Annotated in this window: 11 protein-coding genes; 9 read left to right on the forward strand and 2 right to left on the reverse strand. The window is 68.2% G+C overall.

Features of this window, described 5'->3' with window-relative positions; all coding sequences use genetic code 11:
- Positions 1-94 precede the first annotated feature (94 nt).
- The 3 genes from J2852_RS18315 to J2852_RS18325 are packed head-to-tail and all read left to right on the forward strand — an operon-like array spanning position 95 to position 2,940.
- Positions 95-1,084 (forward strand): C4-dicarboxylate TRAP transporter substrate-binding protein, encoded by a 990-nt coding sequence (locus J2852_RS18315; RefSeq protein ID WP_209878150.1) that lies wholly within the window; start codon positions 95-97, stop codon positions 1,082-1,084.
- Positions 1,085-1,129: 45 nt separating this feature from the next.
- Positions 1,130-1,666, forward strand: coding sequence for a TRAP transporter small permease (locus J2852_RS18320; RefSeq protein WP_209878151.1), 537 nt, complete (start codon positions 1,130-1,132; stop codon positions 1,664-1,666).
- The gene (locus tag J2852_RS18325) at positions 1,663-2,940 is read left to right on the forward strand and encodes a TRAP transporter large permease (protein ID WP_209878153.1); all 1,278 of its coding nucleotides are present in this window, start codon (positions 1,663-1,665) and stop codon (positions 2,938-2,940) included. The genes J2852_RS18320 and J2852_RS18325 overlap by 4 nt, the downstream gene beginning before the upstream one ends.
- A 118-nt stretch (positions 2,941-3,058) precedes the next feature.
- On the opposite strand, the gene J2852_RS18330 is transcribed toward J2852_RS18325, so the two are convergent.
- On the reverse strand, positions 3,059-5,209 hold the full coding sequence (locus J2852_RS18330) for a sugar nucleotide-binding protein (protein WP_209878154.1): 2,151 nt from the start codon (positions 5,207-5,209) through the stop codon (positions 3,059-3,061).
- Positions 5,210-5,294: 85 nt separating this feature from the next.
- Positions 5,295-6,239: an aldose 1-epimerase gene (locus tag J2852_RS18335; protein WP_209878156.1), complete on the reverse strand. Its 945-nt coding sequence runs from the start codon at positions 6,237-6,239 to the stop codon at positions 5,295-5,297.
- 345 nt (positions 6,240-6,584) lie between these two features.
- Between J2852_RS18335 and J2852_RS18340 the strand changes: the two genes are divergently transcribed.
- From J2852_RS18340 to glf, 6 genes are all read left to right on the forward strand, one after another.
- Positions 6,585-7,694, forward strand: coding sequence for a glycoside hydrolase family 1 protein (locus tag J2852_RS18340; RefSeq protein ID WP_246499805.1), 1,110 nt, complete (start codon positions 6,585-6,587; stop codon positions 7,692-7,694).
- Between the two features lie 30 nt (positions 7,695-7,724).
- Positions 7,725-9,524: an ABC transporter ATP-binding protein gene (locus J2852_RS18345; RefSeq protein WP_209878160.1), complete on the forward strand. Its 1,800-nt coding sequence runs from the start codon at positions 7,725-7,727 to the stop codon at positions 9,522-9,524.
- A 125-nt stretch (positions 9,525-9,649) separates the two neighbouring features.
- Entirely contained in the window at positions 9,650-11,899 is a 2,250-nt protein-coding gene (locus J2852_RS18350) for a family 1 glycosylhydrolase (protein ID WP_209878162.1), read from the forward strand.
- A gap of 134 nt (positions 11,900-12,033) precedes the next feature.
- Positions 12,034-13,062, forward strand: a complete 1,029-nt coding sequence (locus tag J2852_RS18355) for an ABC transporter ATP-binding protein (protein ID WP_209878164.1) — start codon at positions 12,034-12,036, stop codon at positions 13,060-13,062.
- A gap of 470 nt (positions 13,063-13,532) precedes the next feature.
- Complete coding sequence (locus J2852_RS18360; protein WP_246499806.1) at positions 13,533-14,564, forward strand: glycosyltransferase family 1 protein; 1,032 nt, start codon at positions 13,533-13,535, stop codon at positions 14,562-14,564.
- The gene (gene glf / locus J2852_RS18365) at positions 14,552-15,820 is read left to right on the forward strand and encodes a UDP-galactopyranose mutase (protein WP_209878168.1); all 1,269 of its coding nucleotides are present in this window, start codon (positions 14,552-14,554) and stop codon (positions 15,818-15,820) included. The genes J2852_RS18360 and glf overlap by 13 nt, the downstream gene beginning before the upstream one ends.
- The last annotated feature ends 41 nt before the right edge of the window (positions 15,821-15,861 follow it).

A 15,861-nucleotide genomic window follows, 5' to 3' on the forward strand; every position in this document is an offset into this window, starting at 1 on the left:
GGCCATTGCCAACACCATTCTTGTCTACTACCATACAAGTCGGGATGCAAACAATTGCCGCGTGGTGCGCGGCCTGTATCTGGAGGGAGGAAACATGAGCATCATCACCCGCACATGGCGCGCGGCTGCGATTGGTCTCGCGTTCGGCGGCTTCGCACTGGGCGGCGGCGCCTTCGCGGCCGACTACACGCTCAGCGTGAACACGGCCCTGGCCCAGCAGGATCCGCTCTACAAGGGCCTGGAGGAGTTCAAGCAGAACGTCGAGAAGCGGACCAACGGCAAGGTCGCGGTGCGCCTGTTCCCCGGCTCGCAGCTCGGCAAGGACGAGGATGTGCTGGAGCAGGCCCGCGCCGGCGCCGGTGTCGCGGTGGTCGTGGACGGCGGCCGCCTTGCGGTCTTCGTGAAGGAATTCGGCGTCCTTGGCGCCCCCTACCTCGCCCAGGGCTACGAGGGCATCCGCAAGGTCGTCACCTCGCCGCTGTTCGACCAGTGGGCGGAGAAGCTGCGCAAGGCCTCCGGCCATCAGGTGCTGTCCTTCAACTGGTGGCAGGGTGAGCGGCACCTGCTGACCAACAAGCCGGTGAAGGAACCGGCCGACCTCAGCGGCATCCGCATGCGCACGCCGGGCGCGCCGGTGTGGATGGAGACGATCCGCGCCATGGGCGCCACGCCCACCCCGATGGGCTGGTCGGAGGTCTACACCGCGCTCCAGCAGAAGGTCATCGACGGCGTCGAGGCGCAACACCCCGCCAGCTTCGGCTCCCGCCTGTACGAGGTGACCAACCACGTCACCAAGACCGGCCACATCAACCTGATCACCGGCATCGTCACCAGCGCCGCCTGGTTCGACAAGCTGCCGGCCGAGCACCGTCAGGTGCTGAAGGAAGAGGCGCTGAAGGCCGGCGACAACGCGTCCCGCGCCACGCAAGCGTCGCTCGCCGATTTCGAGAAGCAGATGAAGGAAAAGGGCATGACGATCGCCGAGATCGACGTGACCCCGTTCCGCAAGGCGACCCAGCCGGTCTACGAGAAGCTCGGTTACGCCGACCTGCACCAGGAGGTCGAGAAGCTCCTGCAGAACTGACGCCATCCAGCGTCACGGCCACCGTCCAATCGAGGGACTTCCACCATGTCGTCCTGGTTCCTGAAGGGAGAGGCGTTCCTGGCAATGCTTCTCCTCGCGGTCATCGTGCTTCTCGTCTTCGCGGCCGGCGTCATGCGCTGGTTCGGCCATCCCTTGGTCTGGTCGGTGGACGTGGCGCAGCTTCTGTTCGTCTGGGTCAGTTTCCTCGGCGCCGACATGGCGCTGAGGAAGCGCGCCCACATCGGCATCGACTATCTCGTGAAGCGCTTCCCCGCGCTCAGCCGGGCCGTGATCGACCTGGTGCTGGGGGCGCTGGTGCTGGCCTTCCTGGTCACCATGGTGGTGATGGGCTACCGCCTCACCATGCTGAACCTGGAACGCCAGTTCGGCGACAGCGGGATCAGCTACGCCTTCGTGACGGCGGCGGTGCCCATCGGGTGCCTGCTGCTGGCGATCACCCTGTTCGGCCAGATGGTCGGGACGGCCCGCCAACTCCGCAGCCGTCCGCAGCCGGTCTTCGCCCCCGCCACGGCCTCCGCCATGGCCCCTGCCACCGCCGAGATCGAAGAGGTCGTGCCATGATCCTGCTCGCCGTCACCTTCTTCGTGCTGATGGCGCTGGGTCTGCCCATCGCCTTCGCCATCGGCATCGCCGGCTTCTCCTTCTTCGCGACCAACGAGATCATCCCGATGTCCATCGGGGTGCAGCAGGTCGCCACCGCGTCGCAGAGCTTCCCGCTGCTGGCCGTGCCCTTCTTCGTGCTGGCCGGCCACATGATGAACCGCACGGGCATCACCAGCCGGCTGATCGCCTGTTCCAACGTGCTGGTTTCGTGGATGTCGGGCGGTCTCGCTCAGGTCTGCATCGTGTTGTCCACGCTGATGGGCGGCGTGTCCGGGTCGGCGGTGGCCGACGCGGCGATGGAGGCGCGCATCCTCGGCCCCAGCCTGATCGCGCGTGGCTATTCGAAGGGCTTCACCTCGGCGACCATCGCCGTGGGCTCCCTGATCACCGCGACCATTCCGCCGAGCCTCGGCCTGATCCTCTACGGCTTCGTCGGCAACGTGTCGATCGGCCGCCTCTTTCTGGCCGGCGTCATTCCCGGCCTGCTGATGATGGCCGGCCTGATGGTGACGGTGTGGCTGATCGCCCGTCGGCGCGGCTACCGTCCGGAGATGGCGCAGCGCCCGACGCTGCGCGCCGTGGGCTGCGCCATGGCCGACGCGAAGTGGGCTCTGCTGTTCCCGGTCGCGCTGCTGTTCGCCATCCGCGGCGGCCTGTTCACCCCATCGGAGGTCGGTGCCTTCGCCGTCGTCTACGCCGCCGTGGTCGGCTTCTTCCTGCACAAGGAACTGACCTGGGCCAGCGTTGTCGAGGCCTTGCACGAAGCGGTCGTGGACACCGGGCTGATCATGCTGATCATCCTGTTCTCCGGCATGGTCGGTTACGCGATCATCTTCGAACAGGCGCCGCAGTCCATCGCCGCCGCCATGACCGAACTGACGCGCGAGCCGCTTCTGGTCGTGACGCTGATCCTGATCTTCCTGTTCATCGCCGGCCTGTTCGTCGAAAGCACGGTGCTCGTCCTGCTGCTGACGCCGATCTTCCTGCCGATCGTCACGCCGCTGGGCGTCGATCCGGTGCATTTCGGCATCCTGATGATGACCATCGTCACGTTGGGCTCGATGACGCCGCCGGTGGGAGTCGCGATGTACACGGTGTGCAGCCTCCTGGATTGTCCGGTGGAGGAGTACATCGTCGAATCGCTTCCCTTCGTCGCCACGATCATCGGGCTGGTCGTGGTCCTCGCCCTCTGGCCCGGGCTGGTGCTGTTTCTTCCAAACGCGCTAATGTAATCCCGTAGGGCGACTTTGTCGCATCGAGGCTGCTCGTTGCCGAGCCGTGTGTCGCACGGATGGGCGTGCTGGAAAACCAGAGCGCCGAGCCATCCGTGCAACGCACCGGTGCAGCCGATCAGGGCCTCATCGCTTGCAGGCAGCGGTCGAACGCGTTGTCGAGCGAGGGGAGCAGAAGACCGCGCTCGCTCCCCAGCGCGGTGAGCGCGCGGGCCGCGCCGCTGCTGCGCACCACCAGCGCGCTGTCGAACCGAGCCGAGCGGGCGACGCGGGCCGCCAGTTCGAACCACGACACCATGCCCTGGTTGGCGAGGTGCCACACCCCCGTCTCTTCATCGATCAGCAAGTCCAGCGTCGCGTGGACGAGGTCCGGCACGAAGGTCGGTGAGACGACGGCCTCGTCGCTGGCGTGCACCGGCCGGCCGGCGGCAAGGTCGCGCAACGTCGTGAAAACGAAGTTGTGCTCGTCCCACGGTCCGAAGAAGGCGCTGGTCCGCACGACCAGCGCACCGGCGTGAACGCCGGCCACCCGCCGTTCCGCCTCCGCCTTGCTGGCTCCGTAGACGCAGGCGGGGCTGACCGGGTCGCTTTCCACATAGGCGCGGCCGAGTTGGCCGTCGAACACCAGATCGCTTGAGAAGGTGACGCAAGGAATGCCGTGGTCGGCGCAGGCCCGCGCCAGAACCTCCGCGCCCAGCGCGTTTTCGCGGTGGCAGCGGTCGGGTTCGCGTTCGGCGTCGGCGACGCGGACGTAACCCGCCGTGTTGACCACCGCCCAGGGGCGATGACGCTCCAACGCGTCGGCGACGGACTCCGGACTGGCGACGTCCATGTCGTGGCGGGAGATCAGGCGGTGGGCCAAGCCGCGCAGGTCGCAGATGCGGGCGAAGGCGCGGCCCAGCGTCCCGGTCGCGCCGGTGATCAGCAGGCGCCGGGGCGTTGCGGTGGTGATCGCTGCGGCACCCGCTGGCTGGTAATGCGTCGGCCGGTAATGCCGTTCCGGCCGGTGCCACCAGCCGGGCTGGTCGAGGGCTGGATGATCGAAGCGGCCGGTGCGGGCCAGCGATCCGGCGGCCTTGGCCAGCGCAGTCGGGCGGGGCGGGGTACAGCGCGCGTCGAAGGCGCCGCTTTCGTAGAAGCCTACCTTGCGCGTCAGCAGCGAATTCCAATCGACCGCGCCGAACAGCGACCAGATGGTGACGGCGTGCAGGTCGGCACCCCCGGCGCGCAGGCGGTGGGCGGCGTCCCACACCTCCTTCAGCCAGCGGAGCTGCTCGTCGCGGGTGCAGCCGTGGTGCACCTCGGTTACGGCCAAGGGCAGGCCGTAGCGCTCCCACGCTTCGCGCAGGCGGGGTTCCGGCCCGGTGGAGCCGGGCGGCAGGGGCACGCGCACGGCCTCCACGTCGGCATAACGGTGATGGCCGTTGCCGCCCCACATCTCGCGCGGATAGCGGCGCAGGCGCTGGTCCAGATAGCGCTCGCTGGTCAGATAGTGGTTGATGCCGATGACGTCGGGCGCGGCGTCGCCGTCCTGGAAGATGGCGAGGTCGCCGCCGGAGATGCCGTTCGCGGCGAAGCGGGCGTGCCAGGGGTGATCCCGGTCCACCCGCCCGGTCAGCAGGTCGAAGCTGAGCCAGCGGCGCTCGTTCTCGTGGGCCGCTTGATAGGCCAGCATGGGCGTGCTGAAGCACTTGCCCAAGTCCTCGGTTTGGATCAGCCGGGCCGCCGGGTTCACCTTGCGGATCGCCCGCATGCACAGCACGACGGCGCGGCACTGGTTGACCAGCGCCCGCAGGAACGAGGCATCGTCGCGGGTGTGCGGGTACCACACTCCGTAAAGCCCGCTGAAGCGGGCCGTGGTCAGCGGCTCGTTCACGGGGGTGTAGGCCGCGATCCAGGGATAGCGCTCGGCCACGCGGGCCGCGTGGCGGGCGAGCCGTTCCGGAAAGGTCGGGTCCAGCAGGTCGGTGTAACGTGGTCCACTGCCATGGTGGAGGAGGCCCGCGATGGGCGACAGACCCAGCTCCCGCAGGCGGGCCAGCCGGGCGTCGTGCCAGCGCCAATCGGCGGCGTCCGGATCCTCGGGCGCCACCGTCTCCCATAAGATCGGATAGCGCAGGGTCCGGATGCCGAGGGCGGCGATGGCGTCCAGATCCCCGATCCGGTCCTGGTGTCCGGTCTCGGCGATCTGGTTGCGGTATCGGTCGCCGATGCGCGCCACGGTGCATTCGAGCCCGCCCCAAAGCTCGACGTCCTGCCGTTTCATCATGGGTCTCGGTTCCCGTGCTGGAGGGGGGCTTGCATCGGGCAATGCGGGATGACGAACACCCCCCTCGGGACGGAGTTCCTGGGTTCTATCGAAGGACAGAGGCGCACGGTTCCAAACGGAACAGGACCTCGGCCGTCCCGGCGGGGGCGAGCACCGCGCCGCCGACGCGGGCCGTTCCCTCGGCGGTCAGGTTGGGCCAGTCGGTGCAGTTGCCGACCGGCTCCAGGCAGAAGAAATCCGAACCGGCCGGGGTGTAGGCGACGAGGAAGCGCAACGGTTCCGGCGCGGTCATGCGCAGGGCGGCACCGTGCTCCGGCCAGCGGATTTCGGCCGTTCCGTCCCATCCCGTGAAGTTGTTGTCGAGGTCGGCGTCATCGACGCGCAGACCCTCGGCAAGCCGGTCGGTGACCCAGTTGCGCTCCAGAACGGTCGGCATCACCTCCGCGTCGGTGGACCAGATGGCCTCGACCTTGGCGGTGACCGTCGTGCCGGCGGTGCGCGGGAAATAGGGATGGTGGCCGAGGCCGAGCGGCATCGGCTGTGCGCCCAGGTTGGTGACGGCCATGCGCACGGTCAGCCCGTCCGGTGCCAGCGCGTAGGTCTGGCGCGCGGCGTAGGCCCAGGGCCAGGCGTCCGGACGATGCTCGTAGGCCAGGGTGACGGCATCGGCGGCGCGTTCCACCACGGTCCAGGGGTTCTGCCAGGCGTCTCCGTGGATGGCGTGGCGGGAGTGGGCGTAGTTCTGGGGCAGATGCACCGCCGTGCCGTCGAAGGTAAAGCGCCCGTCCCGGATCCGGTTGCAGTAGGGGATCAGCGGGAAGCTCGCCATGCCCAGCGGATCGCGCCGGACCAGGGCCTCCTCGGTCGCGGGACGCAGCCAGTCGATGGTCTGGTCCCCCTGCCGGCCGGCGAAGCGGGCGATGGAACCGCCGATCTCCGGCGCCACGTCGAGCGTCAGGGAGCCGGCCGAGATGGTGACGATGTCGGGCAGGGCGGGGAATGCGCGGTGGTTGATCGCGGCGTGGGACACGGGCGGCTTACTCCGGTGATGCGGTGAGCGGGCCGACTATCCGCACCGCAACCAGCGGAATCGAGGTTTCGAAAGAGGTGTCCGGGAATTGTCGCAGGCCGTTCCGGACGACCTGAACCGATGGCGTATGCCCGAAGACACAACGCATCCTTGAAGGGAAGGGCTGCGGAAATCGCAGGGAACGCTTTTTCCATGGCGATGTTTGCGACCCCGAGCGGCCCGCGACGGTGTTGCAGGCCGCCTTTTTGTATTCCGAACGCTTTTCGACCATCCGACGCCCACCACGCCGGAAAGGTGATCATGTCATTGGCCTTCTCTTCGCCGCCACAATTTGCCAGCTTTTTCATGGGCGGCTTCGAATGTTCGACCCACCGGCGCGACGATGGCCGGCGGCTCGACCTCATCGCGGCGACCGGGCACGACCGCGCCGTGTTATCCGACTACCGCCACATGCTCGGCCACGGGATCCGCACCGTGCGCGACGGGGTGCGCTGGCACCTGATCGAGACGGCGCCGGGCCGCTACGACTGGAAGAGCCTGCTGCCGATGCTCCGCGCTGCGCGGGAACTGGGCATCCAGCCGATCTGGGACCTCTGCCACTACGGCTGGCCCGATGACATCGACATCTGGCGTCCCGAATTCGTGGATCGCTTCGCCCGCTTCGCCGCCGCCGTGGCGCGGCTGGTGCGCGACGAGACGGGTGGCACGCCGATCTATTGCCCGGTCAACGAGATCGCCTACTGGTCCTGGGCCGGCGGCGACATGGGGATGATGAACCCCTGCGCGCGCGGACGCGGCTTCGAGCTGAAGCACCAGCTGGTCCGCGCCGCCATCGCCGGGGTCGAGGCCGTCCGGGCGGTGGACCCGCGAGCGCGCTTCGTGCACGTCGATCCGGTCATCCAAGTCACCGCCCATCCCGACCGTCCGGAAGACCGTCCGGAGGCCTCCGCCTACACCGAGTGCCAGTACCAGTCCTGGGACATGATCTCCGGCGCGCTGTGGCCGGGCCTCGGCGGACGGCCGGAGCATCTGGACGTGATCGGGGTCAACTACTACTCCGACAACCAGTGGTTTCACAGCGGCGGGACGATCGAACCGGGCCATCCGCTCTACCGCCCCTTCCGCGATATCCTGGCCGACGTGCACGCGCGCTACGGCCGCCCGCTTCTGGTCGCCGAGACGGGGGCGGAGGGCGATGCCCGCGCGCCCTGGCTGCGCTATGTCGCGGGCGAGGTGGCCGCCGCCATCAAGGCCGGCGTGCCGGTGCTGGGCATCTGCCTCTACCCCATCGTCGATTACCCCGGCTGGACCAACGAGCGGCACTGCCCCGTCGGACTGCTGGGCTTTCCCGATGCCGAGGGGCGGCGCGAGGTGCACCGGCCCTTGGCCGAGGAGCTGAGACGCCGGCAGGCCGCCTTCGACAGAGTGCTCGGACGACGCTCCAACGCCGCCTGACGTCCCGGAAACAGCGCCGGAATTCCCCTCATGGCCGCCACCGCAGACAACCGCCCGCCGTTTCCGCAACGCCCGATCTCCTATCTGTTCTGGTACGTGCGCCGCCGCCCTTGGCATTTCGGGGGGCTGCTGGCGCTGATCGTCGGGGCCGCCGCCTGCGCGGTCGCCGTGCAGTACGGGATGAAGCTGCTGGTCGATGCCATGGCCGCACCGGAGCGGAACGCCGCCGCCGTCTGGTGGCCGCTGGCCGTCTTCATCGGCCTGATCGGGGTCGAGAACGTGCTGTGGCGGCTCGGCGGCTGGCTCGGCTGCCGGACGGTGGTGGGCGTCGGCGTGGACATCCGGACTGATCTGTTCAACCATCTGTCCGGCCACCCCATGGGCTATTTCGCCGACCATTTCGCCGGCTCGCTCGGCAACCGCATCACGGCGACGGCGGGGTCGGCGGGGGCGGTGATCGGCACCTTCACCTGGAACATCCTGCCGCCGATCACCGACTTCCTCGGCGCGGTCTTCGTGCTGACCATGATCGACTGGCGCATGGCGGCGGCGCTGACCGCCTTCGTGGCGGTGGTTGCCGGGATCATCGCGGTGATCGGCGTGCGCGGCCGGCCGGTGCACCACGCCTATGCCGAGAAGGGTGCCTATGTGGGCGGCGAGCTGGTGGACGTGGTGTCCAACATCTGGGCGGTGAAGGCCTTTTCCGCGCGCAACCGGGAACGGCGCCGTCTGGCCGAGGCCTTCGGCAACGAGGCGGACGCCCAGCGGCGCAGCTGGATGTATCTGGAGAAGACCCGCGTCCTGCACGACATCTGTCTGTGGATCATGGCCGGTTCCATGCTGGCCTGGGCGGTGTGGCTGTGGACGCACGGGCGGATCACGCCGGGCGACGTGGTGATGGTCAGCGCGCTGACTTTCCGCATCCTGCACGGGTCGCGCGATCTTGCCTTCGCGCTGGTCGGCACGACACAGCATTTCGGGCAGATCGCCGACACGCTGCGCGTCATCGGCCAACCGCACGCGGTTGCCGATGCACCCGACGCCCGGCCTCTGATCAATCTTGGCGGCTCCATCGACTTCGAAAACGTGTCCTTCGCGTACGAGGACGGGCGGCGGGTCTTCCAGAATTTCACCCTGCGCATCCCGGCCGGGCAGAAGATCGGCATCGTCGGGCCATCGGGCGCCGGCAAGTCCACTCTGGTCAGCCTCGTGCAGCGGCTGGACGACGCCCAAGGCGGCCATGTGCTGATCGACGGGCAATCGGTCGCCAGCGTCGCCCAGGACAGCCTGCGCGCGGCCATCGCCGTGGTGCCGCAGGAGATCGCACTGTTCCACCGCTCCATTCTGGAGAACATCCGCTACGGCCGGCCGGAGGCGACCGATGAGGAGATCGTCGTGGCGGCCCGCGCCGCCCATTGCGACGATTTCATCCGCGCGCTTCCTCAGGGTTACGGCACGCTGGTCGGCGAGCGGGGCGTCAAGCTGTCCGGCGGGCAGCGCCAGCGGGTGGGTATCGCGCGGGCGATCCTGAAGAATGCCCCGATCATCATCCTGGACGAGGCGACCTCGGCGCTCGACACCGAATCCGAGATCGAGATCCAGCGCGCGCTGAACGAGCTGATGCGCGGACGCACCGTTCTAGCCGTGGCACACCGCCTGTCCACCCTGACCACCTTCGACCGGATCGTGGTGCTGGTGGACGGCCATGTGGTGGAGGATGGCAGCCCGGCCGAGCTGCGCAGCCGTGGCGGCGCCTTCGAGACCATGTGGCGGCTCCAGTCGGAGGGCTTCTCCGTGGATGACCTGCCGAAGGACCGGTTGCGGGCGTGAGTCCCGTGTCCGTTTCAGCCCAACGGAGCGTGTGACAAGGGCCGGTCAAGCCTGTGCCGGTCGAGGTCCGTTAACCAAGATTGGGCAACACCGAACCTCCAACGCGTCGGCGAGGAGGGGCGGTTTTGCGGTCCAGGGACGACAACGGGAACCGGTCTGCGGTCGAGATGTGGGGTGGGCTGGAGTGCACCGTCACGCGGATTAACGGCACGGTCATCGACCAGACGCGGCTGACCGGGCATCAGGACCGGCCAGAGGACATCGATGCCTTCGCGGCGTTGGGCATCACGGCGATCCGCTATCCCGTGCTGTGGGAGCGGGTGGCGCCGAACGGGCTGGAGCATGCCGACTGGCGCTGGACGGACGAACGGCTGGGGCGGTTGCGGAAGCTGGGCGTCCGACCCATTGCAACGCTGCTGCACCACGGGCACGGGCCACTGGGAACCGACCTGACGCGGCCCGACTTTCCCGAACAGTTCGCTGCCTACGCCGCCCGCGTCGCCGAGCGCTATCCGTGGCTGAACGCCTACACGCCGATCAACGAGCCGCTGACGACCGCGCGCTTTTGCGGGCTGTATGGGGTATGGCACCCGCACGCAAGGGACGCCGCCGTGTTCCGGCGCATCCTGCTGAACGAGATCAAGGCGACCGTGCTGGCGATGCGGGCGATCCGCAAGGTGAACCCGGCGGCCCGGCTGATCCAGACCGAGGATCTGGGCAAGTGCTTCAGCACGCCCCGCCTCGCCTATCAGGCGGAGTTCGAGAATCATCGCCGCTGGCTGACCTTCGACCTGCTGACGGGGCGAGTCGACCGCGACCATCCGTTGTGGGACTACATGGCGGAGGGTGGGTTTGCGGATGATCTGGACTGGCTGGTGGCCAACCCGTGCCCGCCCGACGTGCTGGGCATCGACCATTACCTGACCAGCGAGCGCATGCTGGACGAGCGTCTGGAGCGCTATCCGGGCGTCAACGCCTCGGGCAACGGGCGCGACCGCTATGTGGACGTGGAGGCGATCCGGGCCGTCGCCGGCGGTATCACCGGGCTGGAGGCGCTGCTGGAGGAGGCGTGGGACCGCTACGGCCTCCCCGTCGCGGCAACCGAGGTGCACAACGGCTCCAGTCGCGAGGAGCAGCTTCGCTGGCTGAAGGAGGCATGGGACGCGGCAAAGCGGCTGCGCGGGCGCGGCGTGGACATCCGTGCGGTGACCGCTTGGGCCTTGCTGGGCAGCTACGACTGGAACAGCCTGCTGACGCGGCGGGACGGGTTCTACGAGTCCGGCGTGTTCGACGTGCGCGGGCCGAAGCCCCGGCCGACCGCGCTGGCAAAGCTGGTGCGGACGCTGGCCAGCGAAGGGGCCAGCGAAGGGAAGGCCGACCATCCGGTGTTCGACGCGCCGGGCTGGTGGCACCGCGAGGACCGCTTTTTCTGGGCGCCGGTGCGCGCCTGTTCCTACACCGTGCAGCGCAAAGCCTGGGCGCCGCCCGCGAACGACGCGCCGAGGCCGTTGCTGATCGCGGGAAACGGCACGCTGGCCCACGCGGTGGCGCGGCTGTGCGTGGTGCGCGGATTGCCCTACGTGCTGTCGCCGCGCCGGGAGATGGACATCGCCGAGCCGGCGCGGATCGCCGCCGCGCTGGAGCGGTATCGGCCCTGGGCGGTGGTCAACGCCGCCGGTTTCGCGCGCGTCGATGCCGCCGAGGTGCGGTCGGAGCGCTGCCGCCGCGAGAACGTCCGGGGGGCGGAGGCGCTGGCACGGGCCTGTGCGGACGCGTCACTGCCGTTGCTGGCCTTTTCCTCGCACCTCGTGTTCGGCGGGGACGGGGACCACCGGGAAAGTGATCCGGTCGCGCCGCTCAGCGTCTATGGCGCCAGCAAGGCGGAGGGGGAGAGGCTTGCGCTTGAGACGCATGGCGGGGCGCTGGTGATCCGGTCGGGACCCTTCTTCGGGCCGTGGGACGCCGACAATCCGCCGGCGCGGGCGATCCGGGCGGTGGCCGGGGGGCGGTACTTCTCGGCGGCCTGTGATGTCACCGTGTCGCCGGCCTATCTGCCGGACGTGGTCAATGTGGCGCTCGACCTGCTGATGGATGGAGAGCGCGGGGTCTGGCACCTCGCCAACGCCGGGGCGGTCAGCTGGGCGGAGTTCGCTCGCATGGCCGTGCGCGCGGCCGGGCTGGACGCGGAGCGGGTGTTGGGCGTGCCGGCGGCTGACCTCGGCTGGAAAGCGCCCCGGTCGGCGCGCAGCATCCTGCGGTCGGAGCGGGGGGCAGGCCTGCCGTCGCTGGAGCACGCTGTCGGGCGCTTCATCGCTGAGCATGGCGCGGAGTTTCCGACGTGGAACGAAGCAGAATTCGACAAGGAAATTGCCTGACGACGTGCGCGGCTTTTCCTGTGTTGTTGGTGGGGAAAGCAATGTTGGGACTATCGATGGATATTACCTCTAATTAAGGATGAAGCCACGCAACCTGCCGGAAGGACATTTGGTTCTTCAGTGTAGGGGTGGACATGCTGCCGATCATCCGACAGATTCTGGGCTTCTTCCGGCCGTTCTGGAAGCCTTTGGCATTGATCGCCGCCCTCATCATGATGCAGAGGGCCGGCGATCTGCTGCTGCCCTTCATCGGCGGGCGGGTCATCGACGCCATGGCGGCTCAGGCTCCGTTCGAGGTGGTGCAGCCCCTCATCCTCTCCGCCTTCCTGTTCTGGATCTGCCACGGCAACGTCCTGCCCTATCTTCTGGGGCGGGTGGACCTCGCCGGGTTCCAATACGCCGCTCCGCGCCGGCTCGGCGTGACGGTGCTGGGGCATGTCCTGGCCGACCGGCGCCGGGTGGAGGGGCGCGACACGGCCCTGCAACAGGCGGTGATCGAGCGGGGCGAGGCGGTGCTCGTCCAGTTCGTGAATAGCCTTGCCCGCGTCGCCATCCCCGTCGCCGTTCCCGGCGTGGTCGCGCTGGGGCTGCTGCTCTGGTGGTACCCGTTGATCGGGCTGATCGCCGTGGCGGGTGGGACGCTGGACGTGCTGGCGACGATCTATCTGAACAAGGTGCTGAAGCCGCTCTACACGCGCCTGCAGGAGCTGGATTACGCGCGGCAGCGCGTGCACACCCGCGCGTTCCGCCACCTGCTGTCCATCGTGGTCGAGGGCAAGCAGCGCGATACGGTGCGGGAATACGACGCGCGCTTCGGGGACTTCGCCGCCTTCGGAGCCTTCACGGGCAAGCGCTTTCTCGCCTTCAACTTCGGGCGGGGCATCATCGTCAACGTCACCAACCTGTGCACCTGGGTCGTCGGGGCCTGGTACGTGCACCAGGGGGAATTCACGCTGGGCTATTTCCTGGCGTCGCTCAGCTGGTCCACCTACGTGCTGAACGGGGTCGGGGCGGGCATTGATCTGCAAAAACAGTGGATGGAGACCATGCCGGCCATCCGTGCCTTCGTCGCCGAGCTGGACGCCTGCGGGGCACCGGTGAAGGACGCCGCCGGTGCGGAGGTTCATGCGCCGGCTTTGGCCCCAGCCCTGGGCGCCGAATAGGCCGCGCCGCCGCCCGCGAATGGGCTGATCCTACGGCATACGTCTGAGGGTGCACACGCTGAAGGGCGCGGCTCGTTTCGGCGTGTATCGTGTTGTTCCGGGTGCGGGCGTGCCACGCCGCGTCCGCTTTCCGGCGGCAACCACGGAAAGGGCTAATCCGTGCGAAAGCGGGGTCCCGGACCGTTTGCGGGTTCAGGGGAGTACCCCCAGGCAAAAGCCGCCCTTTTTAGGAACCCTGCGCCGATTTCCGTTGTTCGCCGCGCGGTGGGGCACCAGTCAAGGCAATGGAGAATCATGACATGAAGGTTACCGGAGGACACGAAGGCAACCTGAACGGCTCCTTGCGTGCCTGGGTGGATGAAGCCGGAGGACCCGCCGTACAAACCACGTTATCGCCGCGGCGCCGACCCGATTTCATCTGCTTCTCCCACCTTCGGTGGCACTTCGTTTTTCAACGGCCGCAGCATTTGATGACGCGCTTTGCGCGCGACCATCGCCTTTTCTTTGTCGAGGAACCCGTCGGCACCGATGGCCTGCAGCCGCATCTGGACGTGCACGACGCCGGGCAGGGCGTGACGATCCTGGTGCCGCGCCTGCCCGGCGGCTTATCGGCGGCGCAGGCGGAGGGGGCACAGCGCAGCCTGCTGGACCGCTTCGTCGCCGAGGCCGGAATCGTCCGGCCGATCCTCTGGTACTACACGCCGATGAGCCTCGCCTTCTCCGACCACCTGGAGGCAGGGGCCGTCGTCTACGACTGCATGGACGAGCTGTCAGCCTTCATGGGCGCGCCTCCGGAACTGGTGGAGCGCGAACGCCAGCTGCTGGAGCGCGCGGACGTCGTCTTCACCGGCGGCCACAGCCTTTTCGAGGCCAAGCGCGAGAAGCATCGGAACGTCCACCCTTTTCCGAGCAGCGTGGAGGTCGCGCACTTCGCGCGGGCACGGTCCGGCGTGGAGGAACCGTCCGATCAGGCCGCGATCCCGCACCCGCGCCTCGGCTTCTATGGCGTGCTGGATGAGCGGTTCGACAGCGGTCTGCTGGCCGAACTGGCGGCGATGCGGCCGGACTGGCAATTCGTGATGATCGGGCCGGTGGTGAAGATCGACCCGGCGTCGCTGCCGCAGGCGCCGAACATTCACTACCTCGGCGGCAAGAGCTACGCGGAGCTTCCGGCTTACCTCGCCGGCTGGGACGTGGCGCTGCTGCTGTTCGCGCTCAACGAATCCACCCGTTTCATCAGCCCGACCAAGACGCCGGAATACCTCGCCGCCGGCCGGCCGGTGGTGTCCACGCCGATCCGCGATGTGGTGCGGACCTATGGCGAGCCGGGGCTGGTGCGCATTGCCGACACGCCTGAGCGCTTCGCCGCCGCCATTGAGGCGGCGCTGCGCGACGCCAGGAACCCCGGCCGTTGGATCGAAGACGTCGATGGAGCGTTGGCGGATATGTCCTGGGATTCGACCTGGGCTCGCATGAAAGGGCTGATCGAATGCGTGATCTGAATTACGGGCACGGCCCCAAGGCGCCGGCGTATGTCGGACGGCCCGGGCAACATCCGGGGGGTGGCCGTGCCGGCTTCGACTACCTGATCGTCGGGGCGGGCTTCGCCGGCAGCGTGCTGGCCGAACGGCTCGCGGCGAGTCTGGGCAAACGGGTTCTTCTGATCGACCGCCGTCCGCACATCGGCGGCAACGCCTACGATCACCACAATGACGACGGGCTGCTGATCCACCGCTACGGCCCGCACATCTTCCACACCAATTCCCAGCAGGTCGCCGACTACCTCTCGCGCTTCACCAAATGGCGCCCCTACGAGCACAAGGTGCTGGCCAGCGTGGACAGGCAGCTGGTCCCGATCCCGATCAACCGCACCACGGTGAACAGGCTTTACGGCCTGGACCTGGACGAGGCGGGGGTGGCGGCCTTCTTCCAGGAGCGCGCCGAACCCGTGCCCGAGGTCCGCACCTCGGAGGACGTGGTGGTCGGTGCGGTTGGGCGCGAGCTGTATGAGAAGTTCTTCCGCGGCTACACCCGCAAGCAGTGGGGCCTGGACCCGGCGGAGCTGGACAAGGCGGTGACCGCCCGCGTGCCGACGCGCACCAACGACGATGACCGCTATTTCGGCGACAGCTTCCAGAACATGCCGCTGCACGGCTACACCCGCATGTTCGAGAACATGTTGGACCACCCCAACATCAAGATCATGCTGAACGCCGACTACCGCGAGGTGGCGCGCGAGGTTCAGTACGACAATCTGATCTTTACCGGCCCGATCGACGAGTTCTTCGATTACCGCTACGGCAAGCTTCCCTACCGTTCGCTGCGCTTCCAGCACAAGACGGTGGAGCGGGAGTGGTTCCAGCCGGTGGCGGTGGTGAACTACCCCGGCGAGGATGTGCCCTTCACGCGCATCACCGAGTACAAGCACCTGACCGGGCAGGTCCACCACGGCAAGACCAGCCTGACCTACGAGTTCCCCTCGGCCGAGGGCGATCCCTACTACCCGGTGCCGAAGGCGGAAAACGCGGAGCTGTACCGCAAGTATCAGGCGCTCGCCGACGCCACGCCGAACGTGCATTTCGTCGGGCGGCTGGCGACCTACCGCTACTACAACATGGATCAGGTGGTGGGGCAGGCGCTCGCCCTCTACACCCGCATCGCGCGGGCCGAGGCCGGGGCGACGGGCGAGGCCGCGAGGGAGATTGTCGGGATTGCCGCCGGCCGTGTGGCGAGGGAGGCGGCGGAGGGGGCGGATTGAGCCCCAGCGGCGGGGCCCCACCCTAACCCTCCCCCATGCTG

The sequence above is a fragment of the Azospirillum soli genome, assembly GCF_017876165.1.
Classification (GTDB): domain Bacteria; phylum Pseudomonadota; class Alphaproteobacteria; order Azospirillales; family Azospirillaceae; genus Azospirillum; species Azospirillum soli.

Bases quoted from the DNA above. Each gene is read 5' to 3' on its own strand.
- J2852_RS18315 (WP_209878150.1), top strand. From the start codon at position 95: ATGAGCATCATCACCCGCACATGGCGCGCGGCTGCGATTGGTCTCGCG.
- J2852_RS18325 (WP_209878153.1), top strand. From the start codon at position 1,663: ATGATCCTGCTCGCCGTCACCTTCTTCGTGCTGATGGCGCTGGGTCTG.
- J2852_RS18360 (WP_246499806.1), top strand. From the start codon at position 13,533: ATGACGCGCTTTGCGCGCGACCATCGCCTTTTCTTTGTCGAGGAACCC.
- J2852_RS18340 (WP_246499805.1), top strand. From the start codon at position 6,585: ATGGGCGGCTTCGAATGTTCGACCCACCGGCGCGACGATGGCCGGCGG.
- glf (WP_209878168.1), top strand. From the start codon at position 14,552: ATGCGTGATCTGAATTACGGGCACGGCCCCAAGGCGCCGGCGTATGTC.
- J2852_RS18345 (WP_209878160.1), top strand. From the start codon at position 7,725: ATGGCCGCCACCGCAGACAACCGCCCGCCGTTTCCGCAACGCCCGATC.
- J2852_RS18330 (WP_209878154.1), bottom strand. From the start codon at position 5,209: ATGATGAAACGGCAGGACGTCGAGCTTTGGGGCGGGCTCGAATGCACC.
- J2852_RS18355 (WP_209878164.1), top strand. From the start codon at position 12,034: ATGCTGCCGATCATCCGACAGATTCTGGGCTTCTTCCGGCCGTTCTGG.
- J2852_RS18320 (WP_209878151.1), top strand. From the start codon at position 1,130: ATGTCGTCCTGGTTCCTGAAGGGAGAGGCGTTCCTGGCAATGCTTCTC.